Origin of the sequence: uncultured Thiodictyon sp. (assembly GCA_903837595.1) — a bacterium.
Taxonomy (GTDB): domain Bacteria; phylum Pseudomonadota; class Gammaproteobacteria; order Chromatiales; family Chromatiaceae; genus Thiodictyon.
Window position 1 is genome coordinate 1 of sequence record CAILVI010000341.1, and the last position, 1,728, is coordinate 1,728.

Genomic DNA, 1,728 nt, shown 5'->3' on the forward strand with positions numbered 1-1,728 from the left:
CCGCGGCCTGGTGAAATACTTCAGTGGCCGCCAATTGCACCCGCCGCCGGGCTTACGGGCCCCGGCATTGCCGGTTCACCGTAATCCTCAAACGTCAGATACAAATCGCCTTGCCCGGCACCCTTCACGTGGCGTAACTGTTCAGCATACTTGAAAACAGCGCGTTAAGGCTGTAACTTCTCAGCATGCCTGAGTTGCTACCCACAACCGACTCTCCCGAGACGCCAGACGCCGAGTTGTCACGCCTGCGGGCGGAGAACGCGGCGCTGTGCGCGACCGTGGCGGAGCAGGCGGGGCGGATCGCGCAGATCCAGCAGCGGGTCGAAGAGTTGGAAGCGCGCTTGGCCAAGAACAGCCGCAATTCCAGCAAGCCGCCGTCGACCGACCCGCCGTTCAAGAAGCCACCGCCGCGCTCCCAGCGTCAGTCGAGTGGCCGCAAGCCGGGCGGACAGAAGGACCATCCGGGGGTCACCCGGGAGTTGGTCGACCACCCCGAACAGACCGTCGTGGTCCCGCTGACCGGAGCGTGTTCCTGCGGTCGTGATCTGGCCGGCCTGGACGTGGAAGCGCTGCCGGAGCGCCGCCAGGTCATCGATCTGGTGATCCGCCGTGAGGTCACCGAGTATCGGACGGTGGCGGGTGTCTGTGCCTGCGGCCAAGGCCATCGTAGCGCCTTCCCCGCGGGCGTGGCGGCGCCCGTGCAGTACGGCCCCGGGGTCTCGGCCTTCGCCGTGTATCTAACCCATTACCAGCTGCTGCCCTATCAACGCACCGCGCAGCTGCTCACGGCCTTGGCCGGGATTGCGCTCTCGCCCGGCACCCTGGTCGCCATGGGGCGGGAGGCCGCCGCGCGCCTGGCCGCGCCGGTGGCGCAGATCGGCCAGGCGCTGGTCGCCCAAGTGGTCGCGCATGCTGACGAAACCGGGATGCGCGTCGGCACGGCGTTGCAGTGGCTGCATGTGCTGTGCACCGCCACCCTCACGTTCTATGCCGTGCATGCCAAGCGCGGCCGTGAGGCGCTGCTCGCCATCGGCCTGCTCGCGAACTTCCGGGGCATCTTGGTGCATGACCACTGGGCCGCCTACCTGGGACTGGACTGCCTGCATGCCTTCTGCAATGCCCACCATCTGCGCGAGTTGATCGCGGTCACCGAAACCTACCCAGGCCTCGCCTGGCCGCAACGACTCATCGACCTGCTGCTTGAGGCCAATCAGGTGACCCAAGCCGCACGCGACGCCGGACTGCGCGCGCTCTCGCCCGCCACGATTGCTGAGCTCTTCCGCCGCTACGATGCGATTCTCGCCGAGGGTGCGCGCTACCACCCGCGCCGTCCGGGTCCCCCGGGCAGTCGCCGTCGGGTCAAACAAACCCCAGCCCACAACCTGGTCACCCGCCTCCAGGACCACCGCGACGAGGTCATGCGGTTTGTCACCGACCTGCGCGTCCCCTTCGACAATAACGTCGGCGAACGTGATATGCGCATGCCCAAGCTCAAGCAGAAGGTATCCGGCTGCTTCCGCTCTGAGGCGGGCGCGCACGCGTTCGCCACCGTCCGCTCCTACCTCTCCACCCTGCACAAGCAGTCCGCCGACGTCTATCAGGCCCTGGTGTTGACCTTCCAAGGTCAACCGCCGATGCCCCGGTTGGCGTAAGTCGGCCAGGGAGTAGCCAGCAGTTCTCATTTTGGCATTTACACGTTAAGGTGGTCGGCCCGTCGCAACCGGACCC

1 protein-coding gene is annotated in these 1,728 nt (G+C 66.7%); it reads left to right on the forward strand.

Annotated features, from left to right (window positions below; all coding sequences use genetic code 11):
• Positions 1–185 precede the first annotated feature (185 nt).
• On the forward strand, positions 186–1,652 hold the full coding sequence (locus QZY44_RS19155; protein WP_295449939.1) for an IS66 family transposase: 1,467 nt from the start codon (positions 186–188) through the stop codon (positions 1,650–1,652).
• Positions 1,653–1,728 lie beyond the last annotated feature (76 nt).